The 17,916-nt window shown below is 66.6% G+C and carries 15 protein-coding genes and 1 pseudogene; 2 read left to right on the forward strand and 14 right to left on the reverse strand.

Annotated features, from left to right (window positions below):
- Nucleotides 1–292 precede the first annotated feature (292 nt).
- Nucleotides 293–2,053: a diguanylate cyclase domain-containing protein gene (locus ACG83_RS30515; RefSeq protein WP_235498294.1), complete on the forward strand. Its 1,761-nt coding sequence runs from the start codon at nt 293–295 to the stop codon at nt 2,051–2,053.
- Nucleotides 2,054–2,712: 659 nt separating this feature from the next.
- Here the strand turns inward: ACG83_RS30515 and ACG83_RS45570 are convergent.
- The 8 genes and pseudogenes from ACG83_RS45570 to ACG83_RS30545 all read right to left on the reverse strand — a co-directional run bounded on the left by ACG83_RS45570 (nt 2,713) and on the right by ACG83_RS30545 (nt 9,888).
- Complete coding sequence (locus ACG83_RS45570; RefSeq protein WP_161934811.1) at nt 2,713–2,862, reverse strand: hypothetical protein; 150 nt, start codon at nt 2,860–2,862, stop codon at nt 2,713–2,715.
- A gap of 484 nt (nt 2,863–3,346) precedes the next feature.
- On the reverse strand, nt 3,347–5,446 hold the full coding sequence (gene acs, locus ACG83_RS30520; RefSeq protein WP_083473710.1) for an acetate--CoA ligase: 2,100 nt from the start codon (nt 5,444–5,446) through the stop codon (nt 3,347–3,349).
- Nucleotides 5,416–5,674: pseudogene (locus tag ACG83_RS47105) on the reverse strand (IS630 family transposase); the annotation flags it as partial. The pseudogene ACG83_RS47105 and the gene acs, both read right to left, overlap by 31 nt.
- A 113-nt stretch (nt 5,675–5,787) precedes the next feature.
- Nucleotides 5,788–6,252 (reverse strand): Zn-ribbon domain-containing OB-fold protein, encoded by a 465-nt coding sequence (locus ACG83_RS30525; protein ID WP_054569719.1) that lies wholly within the window; start codon nt 6,250–6,252, stop codon nt 5,788–5,790.
- A gap of 25 nt (nt 6,253–6,277) precedes the next feature.
- Entirely contained in the window at nt 6,278–7,465 is a 1,188-nt protein-coding gene (locus tag ACG83_RS30530; protein ID WP_054569720.1) for a thiolase family protein, read from the reverse strand.
- Nucleotides 7,466–7,477: 12 nt separating this feature from the next.
- Complete coding sequence (locus ACG83_RS30535) at nt 7,478–8,686, reverse strand: amidohydrolase family protein (protein WP_054569721.1); 1,209 nt, start codon at nt 8,684–8,686, stop codon at nt 7,478–7,480.
- 231 nt (nt 8,687–8,917) lie between these two features.
- Entirely contained in the window at nt 8,918–9,562 is a 645-nt protein-coding gene (locus tag ACG83_RS30540; protein WP_161934812.1) for a TetR/AcrR family transcriptional regulator, read from the reverse strand.
- 26 nt (nt 9,563–9,588) lie between these two features.
- On the reverse strand, nt 9,589–9,888 hold the full coding sequence (locus tag ACG83_RS30545) for a hypothetical protein (RefSeq protein ID WP_054569723.1): 300 nt from the start codon (nt 9,886–9,888) through the stop codon (nt 9,589–9,591).
- A 536-nt stretch (nt 9,889–10,424) separates the two neighbouring features.
- Here ACG83_RS30545 and ACG83_RS47665 point away from each other — a divergent pair.
- Nucleotides 10,425–10,553, forward strand: a complete 129-nt coding sequence (locus tag ACG83_RS47665; RefSeq protein WP_255354792.1) for a hypothetical protein — start codon at nt 10,425–10,427, stop codon at nt 10,551–10,553.
- A 333-nt stretch (nt 10,554–10,886) separates the two neighbouring features.
- Here the strand turns inward: ACG83_RS47665 and ACG83_RS30555 are convergent, their stop codons facing one another.
- The 6 genes from ACG83_RS30555 to ACG83_RS30580 form a co-directional block, all read right to left on the reverse strand.
- Nucleotides 10,887–11,105 carry a hypothetical protein gene (locus tag ACG83_RS30555; protein ID WP_152991569.1) on the reverse strand — a complete coding sequence of 73 codons (219 nt, stop codon included), beginning with the start codon at nt 11,103–11,105 and terminating at the stop codon, nt 10,887–10,889.
- Between the two features lie 216 nt (nt 11,106–11,321).
- Nucleotides 11,322–12,155: a mycofactocin-coupled SDR family oxidoreductase gene (locus ACG83_RS30560; RefSeq protein ID WP_054569726.1), complete on the reverse strand. Its 834-nt coding sequence runs from the start codon at nt 12,153–12,155 to the stop codon at nt 11,322–11,324.
- 6 nt (nt 12,156–12,161) lie between these two features.
- On the reverse strand, nt 12,162–13,961 hold the full coding sequence (locus ACG83_RS30565) for an NAD(P)/FAD-dependent oxidoreductase (RefSeq protein WP_054569727.1): 1,800 nt from the start codon (nt 13,959–13,961) through the stop codon (nt 12,162–12,164).
- Nucleotides 13,958–15,157: an acetyl-CoA acetyltransferase gene (locus ACG83_RS30570; protein WP_054569728.1), complete on the reverse strand. Its 1,200-nt coding sequence runs from the start codon at nt 15,155–15,157 to the stop codon at nt 13,958–13,960. Before ACG83_RS30570 ends, ACG83_RS30565 begins: the two co-directional genes overlap by 4 nt.
- On the reverse strand, nt 15,157–16,563 hold the full coding sequence (locus ACG83_RS30575) for an OB-fold domain-containing protein (RefSeq protein WP_054569729.1): 1,407 nt from the start codon (nt 16,561–16,563) through the stop codon (nt 15,157–15,159). Before ACG83_RS30575 ends, ACG83_RS30570 begins: the two co-directional genes overlap by 1 nt.
- 165 nt (nt 16,564–16,728) lie before the next feature.
- A complete protein-coding gene (locus tag ACG83_RS30580; RefSeq protein ID WP_054569730.1) occupies nt 16,729–17,904 on the reverse strand; it encodes an acyl-CoA dehydrogenase family protein in 1,176 nt (391 codons plus the stop codon).
- Between the last annotated feature and the right edge of the window lie 12 nt (nt 17,905–17,916).

Consider the following 17,916-nt stretch of genomic DNA (forward strand, 5'->3'; position numbering starts at 1 on the left):
AATTTCGGCTTACGACCGTCGAGTCATTCCAATCTTGAAAAAGTCCTGCGGTGGGAGATGCGGCGTGAGGTAGATGCCGGGTTCGTGTTCCGCGTGGATGGTTAGCCTGGTGCGTGTATGGGCGTTCGGCCTCCCTGGAGCATAGGCCGATGCGGCGGACGCGTGTTGGACCCATCTCGGCGGGTAGAGGCCGCTTGGGAGGCTTCCACGTGTGCGATGAGGACATGAGATCAGCAGGAGCGAGGGCGAAGACTGACACAGGCGGAGACTGAACAGAACGGCGGACCCAAAGATGGCTGTGGACCTCAAAGCGGCCCTGATCGACGAGCTGCGGATCGGGATCATCATTACGGGGGCCCGTAGCAGAATCGTCCGGTCCGTCAGCGCAAAAGCGTGCGAGATCCTGGGTCGCGAGCCGGACGAGATCGTCGGTCACTCCTGGCTCCGTTTAGTGTCCCGGCCAGACTACGAGCTGTTCACCAGCTATGAACGCCGGGTTATCCGTCGCGGGCTCCCCGGTTCCGGCGAGCGGTTCCCGCCGTTCCTCATGAGGTTCTGCCGGCCCAACGGCGAGTTCGCCCATGTGTGGGTCACCTCCACGCTCACAAACGAGCTCACGAGCCAGTTCGGAAATGACGAGCCTTACCTGGTCAGCCGGATCGAGGAGCCACCCGGCGACGACAAGATCACCACCGCCGTGCGACTCGCCCTAGACAACAGTCCTATCACGCTAAGCCTGCTCGACCGCTCGGGCCGTATCAGGTTCAGTACCCGCGGACGCTCATTGCAGGAAACCGAGGACAGTATCGACGCCGAGACGATGTCCATTTTCGACCGTTTCCCGCAGCCCCAGGAAACATTACTGAAAACCGAGGGGGAAAATTTCGGTACCGAGACGACGTCGCTCTTCGAGCGTTTCTCGGATTCCCGGGGAAGGCTGTCGATGCTTAAACGCGCCTTCCGGGGTGAGACCTGCTCAAGGGTCGTGCGGGCATACGGCCGCTATTATCTCGATCTGCACGTCGTTCCCATCACCGACTCAACCGGCGAGATCCCGATGATCTCTATACTCAGCACCGATGTCACCGACCGGGAGCTAGCCCGCGCCAGCCAGGACCGGCTCGCAAACCTCGCAGATTTGGCCCTCGTCACGCTCGACCCGCTCGATCTCTGGCAGCGCTCCGTCGACGTACTAGCCGACCAGCTCGATGCCGGGGCGATTTTCCATGAGCTGAACGAGACCGCTACGACCGACCACGGCATTGAGCCCACTGCCAGCGCCGGCCCACCCGTGCCAGGCATTGTTGTCGAGAGCGCGCTGTCCACCCTGACCCGCGCCGGCGGGGCGATGGGCTCCGCTTTCCCACTGCCACCGGGCCGGCGAACGCTTGCTGCGCCGGTCGGCAGACCAGGCGACTATTCCGCTCTGGTCGCAGCGCATCGCCCCGACCCGGACGCGGAACCATTCACCGATCGGGACGAGGAGTTCCTCACCGCCGCCGCGAGTGTGCTGGGCTCGGCGGCCATACGATTCGCCGCGGAACGAGAGGTCCGCTATCGCTCCACCCACGACGCTGTCACCGGCCTACCGAATCGCTCATGGCTCGTTGACCGGCTCGCCCGCGACCTTACACAGCACCGAATCGGAGTTGTCTTCATCGATCTCGACAATTTCAAGACCATCAACGACACCTACGGCCACAGGGCAGGCGACCAGCTCCTCCGAGAAATAGCGCAACGGCTGCGCGCGACGGTGCGCCCCGACGACGTAGTCGGCCGCCTCGCCGGTGACGAGTTCGTCGTGATCTGCGAGCGTGTCGAGTCCGCAGAGGACGTCGAACGACTCGCGCGCCGATTCCTCGATGTGATCAAGGAACCGGCGGAGCTCACCGTGGCGACCGTCCGCGTCTCCGCCAGCGCGGGAGTGGCAGTCTCCCACGCCGATCTCGCCGACCCCGACCGGCTACTCAACGCCTCTGACATCGCCATGTACGCAGCGAAGCGCGCTGGACCCGGAAGGTGCGTGGTCCACCAATCCTGGATGCACCTGTAGCCCTCCCCGACCGCGGGGGCTCCGCTAAATCCGGCTAGGGGCCGGCGTTCGTCCTGCCTAGGCGGCCGTGATCAGGTGATGCATCGACGACGTCGGACCTCGCGGGATTCCGGTTCCTGGCGGTCTTCTGGTACTTGCAGTTCGTTCTCGTGGTCGACACCCACAAGGACCTGCACGTCGCCGCGATCCTCACACCGGGTCGCCGCGGTCCTCACCCCGGTCGGTGCGCTGCTGGCAGCGCGACCTTCCCGACCACCGCCGACGGCTATGCGCACCCGCTCCTCTGGGCGTGCGAACACGGAAACTTCCACCGGGCCGGTGCCGAGGGCACCAGTTCCTGCGGCGCCGCCCTGACCCGCCATCTGGTTACCGCTGGTATCGCCGTCTCCGAGGCCAACCGACCCGCCCCCGCCGTACGCCGACGCCGCGGCAAGACCGACGCCTCGATGCCGAAGCGGCCGCCAGTGCCGTCCTCACCGGCCGGGCCACCGCGACCGCGAGAACCGGCGATGGACCAGCCGAGATGGCCCGCATGTGTGGGCTGGCCAAGCCCTCCGTGGTCAAAGTCCGAACCCAGGCCGTCAACCGACTCAAGGCCGTACCGGTCCACGGCGACCCGGCCCTGCGTGGATACCTCACAGGACTGGGCCCCGAGCCCCTCATCGGCCGATGCGCGTCTTGGACGACGGCGCGCCGCTCGACACCCCACCACCGCGCGCTACACGCTCCGCCGGCTGGCCACCCGGATTCTGCAGCTCACCGTCGAGGTCAATGACCTCGATCGACAGCTGAACCTGCTCACCCGTCACACACCCGCCCTTCTCACCCGCGTCAATGTGGGACCAGATACCGCCGCAGCCCTCCTCATCGCCGCAGGCGACAACCCGCTACGGCTGGCCAGCGGCGCCTCCCTCGCCGCCAGCCCGATCGAGGCGCATCCGGCAAGATCAACCATCACCGCCTCAACCGCTAGGCCAACGCCGCCTCCACCTCGTTGTCATCACCCTGGACGCGCTGCACCCCCGCACTCGCGCCTACCAGCGACGACGACTCGAGGAGGGCAACACCCCCCGTGGGGTCATCCGCTGGCTGCAACGCTTCGTCGCCCTCAAGATCTACAACATCGACCCGCGTCATCGGCAATGCAGGGGTCTCTGTGAGCTCATGGCGCTGCCTCGGGCGGTGTTCTGACGCGGGGGTCACAATCGGCGGTGATGTTCGCGCGGCCGCGGCACGGTTGAGGTTCATTCGGCCGCGCGAGGCGGTCGCGGCAGAATGGGGTGTTCCGGTTTCCTAAACCTCGGTGTCCGGGGCCGTGTCGGCCGGCGGCTCGTTAGGCTGCTGGTCGTCCGGCCCGGCGTCGGCAATCTTCGACGCAAGCGCCGTCATCACCGCGGGGTCCCGCAGGGTGGTGATGTCACCGAGCGCACGGCCCTCCGCGATGTCCCGGAGTAGCCGGCGCATGATCTTGCCGGAGCGAGTCTTAGGGAGGTCGTCGGCCCAGATGATCCGTCGTGGCCGGGCGAGCTTGCCGATCCGGGCCGCTACATGGTCACGCAGCTCGACGACCATCTCGTCGTCCCCGACCCGGTCGCCCACGAGCGTGACGAAGGCGACGATGGCCTGGCCGGTCTGCTCGTCGGGCTGGGCGACGACCGCCGCCTCGGCCACCGCCTCGTGCGCGACGATCGCCGATTCGACCTCGGCGGTCGACAGCCGGTGGCCGGAGACGTTGATGACGTCGTCGATCCGGCCGATGATCCAGAAGTTGCCGTCAGCATCGACCCGGGCGGCGTCGCCGACCAGATAGGTCGTCGGGCCAAACCGGGAGAAGTACGTCTGGACGAAGCGGTCGTCGTCCTTGTAGAGGGTGCGCAACATCGAAGGCCAAGGCTGGGTGACCACCAGGACACCGACGCCCTCGCCCATCGGCTCGCCATCCTCGGTCACCAGCGCTGGGCTGTAGCCGGGCAGGGGCTTCGTGGCCGAGCCCGGCTTGGTTGCGGTCACGCCGGGCAGGGGTGCGATCATGATCGCACCTGTCTCGGTCTGCCACCAGGTGTCGACGATCGGGCAGCGCTTCTGGCCTATAACCGTGTGGTACCAGAGCCAGGCCTTGGGGTTGATCGGTTCGCCCGCGGTGCCGAGCAGCCGCAGCGAGGACAGGTCGTGCTGGTCCGGGTACTGCGGGCCCCACTTCATGCAGGCCCGGATCGCCGTCGGTGCGGTGTAGAAGATGGTGACTCTGAACTCCTCGATGAGGCGCCACCAAATATCGAAGTCCGGGTAGTCCGGCGCGCCCTCGTACATCACCGAGGTCGCCCCGGCGGACAGCGGGCCGTAGACGCTGTATGAGTGGCCGGTGATCCAGCCGATGTCGGCGGAGCACCAGTAGACGTCTGTTTCCGGGTCCACGTCGAACGCCGTCTGGTATGTGTAGGTTGTACCGACCAGGTAGCCGGCGGTCGTGTGCAGGATGCCCTTGGGCTTGGCCGTCGAGCCGGAGCTGTACAGGATGAACAGCGGTGCCTCGGCGGGCATCGGCTCGGGCGGGCACACAGGGTCGGCCGCAGCGAGCAGCGTCTCGTACCAGACGTCCCGGCCGGCTGTCATCGGTGCCCGCTCGCCGCCAAGACCTGCGGCGCCGACCGCCTCGATGACAACGATGTGCTCGAGGCTCTTCAGGTCTCCCATCTCGCCGTCGACCGCGGCCTTCACCGGCGAGGTGCGGCCCTTGCGGCGCGCGCCATCGACGGTGATGAGGACCTTCGCGTCGGAGACCTCCATCCGCTCCCGGACCGCGGACAGCGCGAAGCCGCCGAAGACGACGTTGTGCACCGCGCCGATCCGTGCGCAGGCGAGCATCGCGGCGGCGACCTGCGGGATCATCGGTAGGAAGATGCCGACAACGTCGCCCCGCCCGACGCCCAGCGAAACGAGGCCGTTGGCCAGCCGCTGGGTCTCATCGAGCAGCTCGGTATAGGTCACGGCGCGCCGTTCACCCTCCTCGCCGGCCCAGTGGTATGCGACCCGGTCGCCCTTACCCGCGGCGACATGCCGGTCGAGGCAGTTGGCCGACAGGTTCAGCTCGCCGTCTTCGAACCACTTGTAAAATGGAGGGTTCGCGTCGTTCAGGACCGACGTGAACGGCTTTTCCCAGGTCAGCAGCTCGCGTGCCTTGGTGGCCCAGAACGCCACCGGGTCGGCGGTGGCGGCCGCAGCGTCGGCCTCGACCGGGCGCCTGCGGGTGAACTCCGCCGGCGGCCCGAAGCTCTCCACCGCTAACAGCCGCTCCAGCTCGGCTTCCAGGGAACCCGGCTGCGTGCCTGTCAAGGCTGAGCCTACGGTAGTCACACGTCCTCCTAGTGTCCTGAGTCGTTGATGCGCTGGCATAGGGCTACGAGGGTCTCGTCGGCGGTCCTGGTCCAGGTGAACGGCTTGGGATCCTTGTTCCGCGCGTTGATCCACATGCGGATGTCTTTCTCCCGCGCGACGACGGAGCGGTGCGCCGGGCGGCGTAGCGTCGCGGGTCGTCAGCTCAGCGAACCAGCGCTCGACCAGGTTCATCCATGACGCCGAGGACGGGGTGGAGTGCAGGTGGAGCCGTGGCTGGCGGGCCAGTCAGCGAAGACCCCTATCGCACAACGAGCAGTTCTCCGGGATCAGGGGCGAGGAGGTCGATCTGCCCGATCTGGAGTGGGCCCTGCGGATCCCTAAGTACGCAGCCGTCACCGTCATGCGCAGCTACCTCCACCGCTGAGCACCTCGGACACCAGTCGAAATTGCGGCAGTTTCCTGCCCATTCCGTTTGGCTCGAAGTACACCTCGACCGCGGCCCCGATGCTTACTCGACCGAGATCATCCGACGGCATGTTGCAGATCAGTCGAATGTTGTCCTGCTCCTCGAGTTCGACCCATGCCACCACGTAAGGCTCCAGGCGGGCGAACGCGGGGTTACGTGCCTGGCGGGTCACCGTGAAGGTGTAGACACGGCCCCGTCCGCTGACCTGCGCGTACCGCAAGGCCACCGAGCCACACCGGAAACACAGCGGGACCGGCGGGTGGAAGTAGCGCTCGCAATCGGCGCAGCGCTGGATGGCCAACTGTCCGCGATCGGCGCTGTCCCAGAACGGCTGCGACAAGATATCGGGTACCGGGATCGGCTTGCGCGGCGTCGGTTCCGTGTCGCCCATCGTCATGACATTTCTCCTTCGCCGGGCCTGCTCAGGGCTCAGCCGTGAGCACGACTCCACGGCCGCTGCCCGGGAATCCGCCCGCCGTTGCGAGGACGACTTCTGCGCCCGCGACCTGTCGGGGACCTGACCTGCCCATCACCTGGAGCACGCTGTCCATCACCTGTGCGACGCCGTGCGTCCGACCGGCCCCGAGGTTGCCGCCGGAGGTGTTGACAGGGAGGGCGCCGCCCAGCCCAATTCGGTCCGGCGTCATGAAGTCGAAGCCCTCGCCCTCCTTGCAAAATCCGAGGGTCTCCAGCCAGAGCGGAACGAAGATGCTGAAACCGTCGTACAGGTTGGCCACGTCAACCTCGTCCGGGCCGATGCCGGCGTTCTTGTAAAGGTGCTCGGCGAACAGTGTGGATGCTTCGCGGACTTCGTCCAGGGTCATGATGTGCGCGGCGCCGGCCGCGCGGCGCGGGACGGCCCAACCGCGAAGATAGGCTGGCTGGTGCGGACCGTCCGGCGCGCGCTCGGCCGGCGTGATCACGAACGCCGCAGCTGCCTGGACCGGGATGTCGCAGTCCAGCACGCAGATCGGGTCACTGATCATCCGGCTAGACAGGTAGTCCGTCTCGGTGAGCAGTACGGGGTTATGTTGTGTCCAGTACCCGTGTTCCCAGAGCAGCCCGTTGTGTCGCGCTTGCACGACGTACGGCGCCATCTGCTCTCGGCGCGTCCCGTAGTCGTGCATGTACCGCGTCCACAGTTGCGCGAAGCGGCCGGGTGCATCGACACCGTAGGGAGCGGTGTACTGAAACCCGTCCTCGGCGAACTCGGGGGCGGCCTGCCCGTACCGACCGCTGGGATTGTGCAAAGCACGGATCGCCAGCACCGCTCCGCAGTTGCCCGCGGCTGCGGCGTTGGAGGCCTCGATCACCGCGCCCAGGGTGCTCGTCCATTCCGGTGCGGCATGCCAAGTGACGTCCAGACCCAGCGCCGAGATCACGAACTGCGGCGTGATCAGGTTTATGCCGTCGACCCGACCCGCCCCGTCAAAGGGCTGGACCGGGTCGACGACGACGCCGTCGATATCGGATGGCTGCAAGCCGGCGTCAGCGATGGCGGCGCGGCACGCATCCAGCGTGAGCAGACCGAGGCTCACCTCGTCGCGGCGGTGAACGGCCGAGTGTCCGACGCCGACGATGGCGGTGCGCGCTGTCCCCTGCGTAGTCACCGGTTGCTGCCGTCAGGCAGGACGCGGCGTGTTCAGGTTCCGCGCGTTTCCGCCCATGACGGCCACGCGGGCTGCCTCGTCCAGATCCTTGGTCTCGACGAGGTAGTCCGCCGGGTTCGGAAGGCCCTCGACATGCGGCCAGTCCGAGCCGAACAGCACACGGTCGGCACCGACGAGGTCGACCAGCTGTGTCAGCTCGTCCTCCCAGAATGGGTTGACCCACACGTTCCTCTTGAACAATTCGACCGGGTCTTCCTTGAAGCTGCCCGGCAGCTTGTTCTTCATCACCTGGGCCTTGCTGAACAGGTCCGGGAGAAACTTGCAACCGTTCTCGACCGAGGCGACGCGCACGTTCGGGAAGCGCTCGAACAGCCGGTCGTACATGAATGACACCATCATGTCGAAGATCGGCCGGTCCTGCTGCAGCGCGCGCCAGATCTGGATGTCCGAGGCGAAGCGGGACTGGTCGCCGTGGGAGGACGCGACGCGGGTATCGGCGTACCCGTTGTAGGAGTAGCCACTGTTGCCGGCATGGATGATCAGCGTCAGCCCGGTTTCGGACAGGGCCGCCCAGAACGGGTCGAACTCGGAGTCGGCGGGACGGCGGAACCCATCCGCCGTCCGGGCGGCGCGAGGCGGCATGACCAGCGTGGTGGCGCCGTTCTCGGCCGCCCAGTGGACGGTCTTGACGGCCTCTTCGACTACCGCGAGGCTGACGTACGGAGCCGAGAAGATCCGGTTCTGATAGTTGAAGCTCCACGCCTCGAGCAGCCATTCGTTGAAGGCCTTGGCGAAGATGGCCACCGCGCCAGGGTCGTGCGAGAGCGGCTCCTCGTACAGGACGGCCGAGGTCGGGAAAAGCCAGACCTGGTCGATGCCCTGCTCGTCCATCAACGTCACCCGAACATCCGGGTGGTGGTAGTACGCGGGGATCGGCTCGCGGTCCTCGAGGTACGCTTGGGCCGGAAGACCGCGCGGGTTACCCCGGAACCACTCCCACAGCGCGCCTGGCTTGGCGACCGGGTCGAAACTTGGGTTGACGATCTGGAAGTCGACCTTCCCCGCGACAACGTGGCGCTTCTTACCGTCCACGATCGCACAGTCGATCACACGCTTGCGGGTCTCCGAGTCGAGGCGCTCGGCCACCGCCTCGAACGGTTCGTAATAGTGGTTGTCGGCATCGAAAATGCGGACAGCTGCAGGGCTCGACGTCACGCCCATCTCCCTCATCGTTGTCACGGATTCCGCGTCGACTGGTGGACGAACCTGCCGACCAGCTGATTCATCAGGATCGGCACACGGGCTTTATCGCCCCCTCTCACATAGGGAGCACCTACCGTCGCCTCTCCAAAGAATAGAGAGGCACCTGCCGACCTGTCAACATGAATAGAGGCGACAGGGAGGGGTGTCCGGCAGGACCGTCAGCCGGCGTCGCAGGTCAACGTCCGGGTGTCACTCGGCGTCCTGGGTCGACTCCGCAGGCCTCTCGCGAGGCGGCAGGTTCCCTGCCTTGATCTCGCGAACCAACACGTTGATCGCCCACTTGACCAGTTGACCGGACGCCGATCCGTCCAGCCCGAACTCCTCTCGCATGCGCAGCCAGGTCTGGGTCGAACCGAGGATGCGCATCAGGGCCGCGGCCCGACGGAGGTCGTCCTCGCCGAGTTCGGGGAAGCTCCCTTCAACAGCGGCGGAGAACAACGTCGAACGCGCCTCCGGTCGGTGCGCGAAGCGGCGAGTATCCGCGTTGAAAAGGGTGTTTGCCGTGACCTCGGCCAGAAAGTGCTGATCCGCGTCCCGGAATCCGACCTCAAGCCGGCTGGCCCACTCCTCCAGGCTGGCGGGCGGGCCGGAGTAGGGGTGAGGGTTCTGTGTGCGGGCCCGCAACGCGGCGATGAGCGCCTCGCGGTCCGGAAAGTGGCGGTAGATCGTCTGTTGGGCGACACCAGCCTGTCCGGCCAGCAGCTTGGTCGTCACGTCGTCCCAGTGGTGCGTGCGCAGCAGTTCACTCAGCGCATCGAGGATCACCCCGCGCGTGCGTTCGGCCTGCCCTTGCCGCAGCGGAGAGTCGTACTTCCGCGCCGCCTTCTCGGCCATCGCTGCCATCCCGTCCGCTCGCCACATCAATGGAGGCCCACCTCGTGAATAGAGACTACCCTCAATGGTGAACTCGTTTCGTGCGTCCAGCAGAGCAGAGGGTGATGCCGCGACGAGCGGCCGATCTTGATGTTCGCGAGCTCGTCGTCGTTTGCCGACGTGAGTCCGATCTGGGGAGATGGCGGGGAGTCCTCGTCGACGAGCCGGTCCATGCGTCTGATCTGCTCGGTGAGAGTGAGCACCGTCCGGGCGGGTTTGGCGGCCAGACGCTTGCCGGGAAGCGAGACCCGCTGCACGTTGGCCGCCTCGATGTCGCGGTCGGCCAATGCCGCCGCTCGAGAGCCATCCAGGCTGACAGCAGATTGGAAACTACCCTGAGTGAGGCCGCCGGGGTGACCCGGTGGGCCATCTGTTGGAGCTGATGGACGAGCCGGCGGGTCTCGCGCTCGGGATCTTGTCGGCGTTGGTAGCAGTCGGGGCCGAGGTCCCGGTTGATGCTCGGGTCGTGGAGCAGGTGCCAGGCGATCAGGATCACGGTGTAGGAGACCGCGGCGGGGCACGCTTGCTGACGCGGCGGTCGGCGATCTGGCGGTAGCGGGCGGACACGTTGATGGTCTTCGGCCGGGACGCGGAGGAGGCGAGTTTTCCGAGGGCCCCGCAGCCAGATGTCGCCGCCGCGGGTGCGGCCAGAGAGCGCTTGCTGGCCGACTCATTGTTCCCGGATCCAGCCCCGTCCAGGATGCCTGGCTCCCGGCGGTAGGCAACCGGGTCATGTCGCGACCGGTCTCGGCGATGACGATCTGCACGATTCGTGTTGATCCCGGGGATGCCGTCGAGGTGCTCGACCGCGGCTGTGCATGGGGTGATCTCGACCTCGGTCCGGGAGGTGAGGTCAGCGATGGTGGCCGGTCGCAGCGTCAATGCGGTGCAGCACGGTGGTGCAGAGGAAGACCTGGTGGTCGTCGAAGCGACCGGTGAGCGCGTCACGTGAGGCGCCAATCACATCGATCAGAGCATGCCGCCACCGGGACCGGTCGGCCAGGAACGTCCCGACCTGGCCGTTCTCCCGCCGACCCGCAGTCCTCGACTACAGACGCTGCACTCCCATCGGCCGGGCGCCCTTCTTCAAGATGCCCGTGTCATCGACGGCCAGCACCCTGCGGGGATCATCGAGCCGGACAGGGCCGCGGGCATTATCCCCGGCCCGGTGACGTCCCACTCCGCCCCGCGCAGCAGCCGCTGCATCCTGTCCTGCGACCGCGCACCAGCCCGCTCCCCCAGCGTCCATCCGGTCTTTCGATCCAGCCCCGCGACCGGCCCGGACTCATTCTCCGCTTCCCGCCGCCGTGGCTCCGCTCGGCCGAACTGGCCCCAATCCGCCACAGAGATCATCCTCGGTCGCGGTCTCACGCACCATGCTGCCTGGCACCTGCTTCACGACCAGACCACCGACCAGGACCTCGGCCCCGACGGCCACCAACGCCGACAAGATCCCGAGCGCGAGACCCGCCGGCTCGTCCATCGGCTCCAACTGCTGGGCCACCTGGTCACCCTGACAGTCTCACCCAGAGAATTTTTCGACCCAGTTATGGAATCAAGAACCAGGTTCGGATCTCTTCAGCGCCCTTCGCTGGGACAGCCGTCCAGAGACACCCGCCCCAGTACCGGATCTTCCCGTCGGTCACCCAGACGTTCTGTGGCCCCAGCAGGGCGCTCGGAAGGGGTTCACCGACTTCGACCTGGCAGGAAGGGGTCCGAGTCAGAGCAGGACGGAACCGGCGTCCACGGGTAGCACCGCGCCGGTGACGCAGCGCGCTTCGTCGGAGGCGAGCCAAAGCACCGCGTTGCTGATATCGCTCGTCTCAACCCATGGGACGGGTAGGGCGTTCAGTGACCGGAAGCCGTCGACGACGTCATCGATCTGCGGCTGGTCGAGGTCGGGCCGGAACAGCCGGAACATGCGGTCGGTGAGCAGCATCGGTGTCGGGACAGACGTCGGATTGACGGTGTTCACTCGAATTCGGTGTGGCGCCAATTCGAGCGCCATAGTCCGCATCAGGCCCGTCAGAGCGTGCTTCGAAGCGACGTATGCGCCCACGTTGGTCCGTGCCTTGATCGCCGTAGACGACGAAGTAATGATGATCGATCCGCCTGCTCCGGCCTCTATCATCGACGGCGCTGCCGCCTTGACGGTGTGCCAGACCCCGGTCACGTTCACGTCGATCGTGGTACGCCACGGTTCCTCTGACAGGTGGCGCAGGCGGATGCCTGCTTGGCCGACGCCGGCGTTGGCGACGACGATCCCGATCGGGCCGAACTGCTCAACCCCCGTTTGGACAGCCGCGTCGAGGGCTGCCTGATCACGTACGTCAGCTTCGGCTCTGACGATCCTCCCGCCGATTTCCTCCACGAGTTTGGTGGTCAGGGCGAGGTCGGCGGGTCCCGCCAGTTCGTACGGCACCGCGCCGATCTGGCCAGCGAGGTCCACCGCGATGATGTCCGCGCCCTCCTCGGCCAGACGCAGCGCGTGCGCGCGGCCCTGTCCCCGCGCGGCGCCGGTGATCAGCGCGACTTTGCCCTGCACTCTGCCCATGCCGGGTCAGCCGTTCTGCACTGTCGGCTCAAGCGACTCCACCGGCCGGAGATCGGTCTTCCAAGACCCCTGCGTTCTCCAGGTGTGGAGAATCTCGAAGTACGCGAAGGGTCCGCCGCCGTACGCCACATGGGCCAGCGACTTGCCGTCGACGACGTGGATCTTGTTGCCGGGCGTGCAGGTCTCCTCCTCGTTGACCAGCGGGGCGAGATCGGCGACCTGCTGGCACCAACCATGCTCGGCTTCTGGAGTGGGCTCGACCGCGGCGACGCCGGCCTCGGCGGCGCTCCTGATGATATGTACGGCATGAGCGGACTGCTCGAGGATGGGCAGGATCGCGTTCACGGTTGGTCCACTGTGTACGAGACTGCCGATCATCATCAGGTTCGGGAAGTCCGTCGCCATGATCCCGTGCAGGCTCCGCGCTCCGTGCGCCCACTCGTCGGCGAGCAGCGCGCCCGTACGTCCCTTGATCGGGAACTCGCCGCTAAGGTACATCGCGGTCTGGAACAACTGCCCGGTCGCGAAGATGATGCAGTCGACCTCGTACTCGGTCCCGTCCACCACGAAACCGCGGGCGGTGATCTTCTCGACGCTGCGGCCGTCGGTATCGATCAACTGCACGTTCGGACGGTTGTACGCGTCGAGGTAGTCGTTGTTGAACGTCGCCCGCTTGCAGCGGCGGTAGAAGTACGGCTTCAGCTTCGCCGCGACGGACTGGTCGCGGACGATGTCGCTCACGCGCTGGCGGATCCGCTCCATCTGCGCGAAGTCCTCCGTGGCGTTCGCCGCTTTCACCTGCTCCGGAGTCTCGTCCCCGGTGAGCTCGGGCGGCCCCCAGATCTCGCTCCACTGGTCCCCGACCAACCCGGGTTTGGGAGCCTCGCCGCGCAGCACCGCCTCGAAGTTCTCCATGCGCTTCCGCTGCCAGCCTTCCGGCAGACTACGAAACCATGCCTCGTCCGTCGGTCCGTCCTGCCTGCGGTCGACCGCGCAGGGCGTGCGTTGCACGACGTACAACTGCTGCGCGTCCTGCGCGAGGAAGGGGATGATCTGCACGCCGGTCGCGCCGGTGCCGATGAGCGCGACGCGCTTGTCACGAAGGTTCGCAAGCTCGCCGTCCGGGCCGCCGCCGGTGTAGTCGTAGTCCCACCGGCCGGCGTGGAAGGAGTGGCCCTCGAAGGATTCCAGTCCTGGGGTGTCCGGCATCCGCATCATGTGCTGAGCGGCGCCGCCGAGGATGAGGAACCGGGCCGACCAGGTGTCACCGACGCTCGTCCGGACGATCCACCGCAGGCGTTCGGCGTCCCAGGTTGCGTCGACGACCGTGGTTGCGAGGTAGGACCGCCGGGCGATCCCGAAGTGGTCGGCGACCTTCCGGAGGTAGCCGCGGATCTCCGCGCCGGCCGTGTACCGCTCCGACGGGACGTAACCGGTCTCTTCCAGAAATGGGAGGTAGATGTAGGCTTCGGTGTCGCATCGGGCGCCCGGGTACCTGTTCCAGTACCAGGTTCCGCCGAAGTCAGCGCCTTTCTCCACGAGTACGTAGTCCTCGATGCCCGCCTTGCTCAGGTTGGCCGCGGAGACCAGGCCGCTGATGCCGCCGCCGACGATCAGGACCTCGACGTCCGCCTCCATCGGCGTCCGGTCCGGTGCATTGCGCCGGTTGGGATCCTCCGCGAATCGCGCCAGCTGTCCGGCCCGCGACAGCGGACGGTACTGGTAGGCGTCGGCGATCCGCTTGGCTCGTTCGTCCGCGTAGCGCTGGGCGAGCTGCGCCTGATCGGCCTTCGGGTTCTGAGTCATGAAGGTTCGCTGCCGACCACGGAGACGAAGCTGACGCACTCGCCCGGCTGTCCGCCGAGATTGTGGGTCACGGCCAGCTTCCGGCCCCGGCCGACGCTGGCGATGCGGCGTTCCTCCGGAGCCTCACCGCGCAGCTGCAGCCAGCACTCGAACATCATCCGTAGTCCGGAAGCTCCGATCGGGTGACCGAAGGCCTTCAGGCCGCCGTCCGGGTTGACAGGAAGTTCGCCGTCGAGGTCGAAGGTTCCTGCGAGCACCTCCTTCCAGCCGAAGCCGCGCTCGGCGAATCCGAGGTCCTCCATCAAAACCAGCTCGGTCGGGGTGAAGCAGTCGTGCACCTCGGCCATGGCGATCTCGGCCCGCGGGTCCTTGACGCCCGCCTGGGCGTAGGCGTCCGCGGCCGACTTCACAGCCTCTGGGAAGGTGGTGAAGTCGTACTCGGGGTCGATGCTGCCGCGAGCCGCACCGGCGATGAGCGACAGTCCCTTCACGAAGATCGGCTTGTCCGTGTACTTGTAGGCGTCTTCTGCACGCACGACGATCGCTGCGGCCGAGCCGTCCGAAACCCCAGAGCAGTCGAAGATCCCGAGCATGCCCGCGATCGGGGAGGCCTTGGCGATCGTCTCCTTCGAGACTTCCTTGCGGAACTGGGCCCGGGTGTTACGCGCTCCGTTGTAGTGGTTCTTCCAGGCGATCCGGGTGAGGACCTCCTTGATCTCCGCCTCGTCGACCCCATATCGCTTGGCGTAGGCAGGAACGATCAGGCTGAACAGCGCTGGCGCCGTGGTGGACGGCGTCGTGCCGTCGGTCGGGATGCTGGCCGGGACGAGGCCGGAGAAGCCGGTGTCCTTCAGCTTCTCGACGCCCACCGCCATGGCGGTGTCTACCGCGCCGGAGGCGACTGCGTAGCACGCGTTGCGGAATGACTCGGACCCGCTGGCGCAGTAGTTCTCCACGCGGGTGACCGGCTTGCCGTCGATGCGCAGCGCCTTGGAGAGGATCAGCCCGGACATTCCCGACTTCTGCGTGCCGAGCCAGTAGGCGTCGATGTCGTCGCGGGTCATGCCCGCCGACTCCATCGCGGCGTTCGTCGACTCGATCAGCAGATCTTCCGTGCCACGGTCCCAGTGCTCGCCAAACTGCGTGCACCCCATGCCGACAATGGCGACACGGTCTCTGATTCCTCGCGATGCCATCAGGACTCCTTCCCGACCGGGCGGGCCTTCCAGAAATAGTTGTGGATGCCGCCGGCGGTGATCAGCCTGCGGAACGTCATCTCCACCCGGGAGCCGATGGAGATGTCTTCTGGCTTGGCGTCGGTGAGCTCGAAGCGGTAACGACCGCCGCCGTCGAAGTCGACCACCGCAGCGATGACCGGCGGGGCGGGCGAGAAAGCGAGGTGATCGATCGAGTACGTCGCGACGGTGCCCAGCGTGCTCGCAAGCGGAACCTCGACCATCCGGTCGACGGCGTGGCAGTTGACGCAGACCCGCACGGCAGGTAGGTGCACGAAGCCGCATGCCCCGCAACGGACCGCTACGAAGCCGAACTTGTAGTCCAGCGAACGGAGCGACGGCGGTGCGGCGGGCCCCTCGGGGTCCGGACGGCGCGGAGGTTCCTTGGTCAGCTGACCCCGCCAGCTCAGGAAGTCGGCGTAGCGGAGTGAGTCGTCTCCCGCGGCGATCTGCTCGGCGACCGTCCGGGCCGGACGGTAGTCGATGATCGCGTCGGCAACCTTGAAGATCATCGTCGTGGCCCCATCGGCCAGCACGACCAGCGCGATCGTCTGTCCGGGCTGGGCATCATCCAGAACGGACGCGAGGAGCACGCCGGGCTGCGCAGCACCGGAGTTCCCGACGGTGCCGGCCAAGTTGTCGGCCACCCGCTGGGCTCCTGCGCCGGCGGAGAAGGCCTTCACCGCGCGGGCGTGTGTGCCTGCCACGACCAGGACGTCGACCTCGCTCGGAGTGAGCCCGGCCTGCTTCAACGCGTCCGCGTAGGCGGTCTCGGCCAGCGGCAGGTAGGCGTGCTCACCGAACCGCTCCTCCCAGACCCGGGTGGAGGTAGCGCCCTCGAGCCGCCACCGGTCGAGGAACTCCTCGGTACACGTGGCGTGGGCGACGAGGTCGGCCAGGACGGGCTGATCCGCGGAGAACAGCAGGGCTGCGGCGGCATCGCCGCTGTCGCGCTCGTCCGCACCGCCAGGCAGGCCGGTACGCACGTCGCTGAGTGTGACGAGCGTCGGCACCGGGCTCTCGGCGGCCATCAGCACGGCACCGACGCCGGCGCGGACAGAACCGACCAGGTCCACCGTGAGCACCGCCGGGTCGAGCCGGAGCGCAGCGTGGACGGTGTTGGCGTTCGTCTTCTCGAGGTAGGGCGGGCGGGTCGTCGCGTACAGTAGCCGCTGCGGCGCGACGGCGGAACCGGCCGAAGCCAGCGCACGACGTCCCGCCTCGACAGCCATCGAGGTCGGATCCTCGTCGTAACCGGCGACGGTCCGGGTGCCCTTCCCCCCGCCCGCGCCGAGCACGGCTCCGATCTCGGAACGCTTGAGGCGGTAGCGGGGCAGATACACCCCATAGGCCACCAGGCCGACCATGTTGCCTCCTGCTTCGCTTGTTCTGCAGTAGATCCTCGGCCGCAGTCGCGGCGTGGTTGGCCGGAGAGCGGCCGAGCAGCGAGGTGCCATCTGCATGGATCACTGTCGCTTTAAGGTACGGCTTGATGCTCGTCAAGGAGTATCGAAGCCGGGCTGTGAAACTTTTCAGGCGCCGATGTTGCCGAGTTTCACATGGCCCTTGAACAGATTCCGTGCGATGGCGCGGCGCTGGATCTCATCGGTTCCCTCGTAGATCCGCCAGGCTCGCACCTCGCGGTACCACATTTCGATCGGCAGTTCTTTGGTGTAGCCCATGCCGCCGTGTATCTGCAGGACGCGGTCGGCGACCTGGTTGGCGGTGATGCCGCCGACGAGCTTCGCCATGGCTGCCTCGTGTCGGGCGTCCCGGCCGGCCTCAGCGCGCCATGCTGCGAGCAGGGTCAGCAGTTTCAGGGCTTCGATCTCGACATGTGAGTCGGCGATCTGCCATTGGATGGCCTGGTATTCGGCGATGGGGTGCCCCATCGAGACGCGGTTCTTGGCGTGGTCGATCGCCATCTGCAGAAGTCGTTCCGAGACCCCGATGGCATCGGAGGCGATCGAAATGCGGCCCCGGCCGATCCACTGCTGGGCAAGGTTGAAGCCCCATCCCTCCTCGCCGAGGATGTTGCGGTGCGGCACGCGTACGTCCTGAAACGACAGCGTCGCGGGCGCCCGCTGCATCCGTCCCATCGTGTAGATCTGCTCCGAGGTGTAGCCCATCTCGCGATCGACCAGGAAACACGTCACCCCACCCTCGCTGCCCTTGTCCGGGTCGGTGACAGCGAACATGATCACGAAATCGGCGACGTTGCCCATCGTGATGAAGGTCTTCTCGCCGTTGATGATCCAATCGTCGCCGTCACGCACGGCACGCGTGCGCATCTGGCGAAGGTCCGAGCCTGCGCCGGGTTCGGTGGCTCCGAAGCTGCTGATGCGGTCGCCGGCGATCATCGGAATCAGGTACTCCTGCTTCTGTTCCTCGTTGCACGCGAGTAGCAGATGATCGGCCTGGCCCCCGAACGTGAACGGGATGCAGGTGCGGGAGAGCTCCATCCGGATCAGCGAACTGATGATCGGACCGACGTTCGCTCCCCCGTACTCCTCGGGCGTGTCGATCCCCCAGAAGCCGGATCGTTTCGCCTTCTGCTGCAGTTCCCCGAGGTGCTCGTCGGTGAGCCCGCGACGGCCTTCCCGCTCGTCACGCAGGAACTGGGACTCTAACGGCATCAGTTCCTTGTTGACGAACGCCCGCACCGAGTCGCGCGCCAGGCGCTGCTCTTCGGTGAGCGAGAAGTCCATAATCTCTCCGGT

Source organism: Frankia sp. R43, from assembly GCF_001306465.1.
GTDB lineage: Bacteria > Actinomycetota > Actinomycetes > Frankiales > Frankiaceae > Parafrankia > Parafrankia irregularis.

Excerpts from the sequence above, each read along its gene's own strand:
- ACG83_RS30515 (WP_235498294.1), top strand. The coding sequence starts at position 293 with ATGGCTGTGGACCTCAAAGCGGCCCTGATCGACGAGCTGCGGATCGGG.
- ACG83_RS30570 (WP_054569728.1), bottom strand. The coding sequence starts at position 15,157 with ATGGCATCGCGAGGAATCAGAGACCGTGTCGCCATTGTCGGCATGGGG.
- ACG83_RS30575 (WP_054569729.1), bottom strand. The coding sequence starts at position 16,563 with ATGGTCGGCCTGGTGGCCTATGGGGTGTATCTGCCCCGCTACCGCCTC.
- ACG83_RS30525 (WP_054569719.1), bottom strand. The coding sequence starts at position 6,252 with ATGACGATGGGCGACACGGAACCGACGCCGCGCAAGCCGATCCCGGTA.
- ACG83_RS30560 (WP_054569726.1), bottom strand. The coding sequence starts at position 12,155 with ATGGGCAGAGTGCAGGGCAAAGTCGCGCTGATCACCGGCGCCGCGCGG.
- ACG83_RS30565 (WP_054569727.1), bottom strand. The coding sequence starts at position 13,961 with ATGACTCAGAACCCGAAGGCCGATCAGGCGCAGCTCGCCCAGCGCTAC.
- ACG83_RS30580 (WP_054569730.1), bottom strand. The coding sequence starts at position 17,904 with ATGGACTTCTCGCTCACCGAAGAGCAGCGCCTGGCGCGCGACTCGGTG.
- ACG83_RS30535 (WP_054569721.1), bottom strand. The coding sequence starts at position 8,686 with ATGGGCGTGACGTCGAGCCCTGCAGCTGTCCGCATTTTCGATGCCGAC.
- acs (WP_083473710.1), bottom strand. The coding sequence starts at position 5,446 with ATGCCAGCGCATCAACGACTCAGGACACTAGGAGGACGTGTGACTACC.
- ACG83_RS30540 (WP_161934812.1), bottom strand. The coding sequence starts at position 9,562 with ATGGCCGAGAAGGCGGCGCGGAAGTACGACTCTCCGCTGCGGCAAGGG.